Source organism: Paraburkholderia sp. SIMBA_027 (assembly GCF_046535315.1).
GTDB classification, from domain to species: domain Bacteria; phylum Pseudomonadota; class Gammaproteobacteria; order Burkholderiales; family Burkholderiaceae; genus Paraburkholderia; species Paraburkholderia tropica.
This window is the reverse complement of record NZ_JAWRWY010000571.1, coordinates 1-272: the sequence shown is the minus strand read 5'-3', so window position 1 is coordinate 272 and position 272 is coordinate 1. Positions and strand designations below refer to the sequence as shown.

Below are 272 nucleotides of genomic sequence, written 5' to 3'. Positions count from 1 at the left end.
AGCGCAATCATATACTGCGCTTTCTCAGCCCGATCGCTTACATACCCGCCTTCTCCCTGGATTCGCCCGGCCTTCTCAGAGTGCTGAACTGACCGTCATTCGGCCGGCTGCAGCTCTGCCGGCTCGAAACGATAGGTGGTCGAGCAGAATTCACAGGTGACGGCGATCTCACCGTTTTCCTGGCTGGCCTCGATCTCCTCCGCCGAAAAGCCCTTCAGAACGCCGCCGATCTTTTCACGCGAACAGCTGCAGCGGTCGTAGACCTGCTTGGC

General features: G+C 59.2%; 1 protein-coding gene. It reads right to left on the bottom strand.

Features of this window, described 5'->3' with window-relative positions; all coding sequences use genetic code 11:
* Nucleotides 1–95: 95 nt before the first annotated feature.
* The coding region (locus SB764_RS40290; RefSeq protein WP_410866793.1) for an Hsp33 family molecular chaperone HslO at nt 96–272 on the bottom strand (177 nt) is incomplete at its 5' end.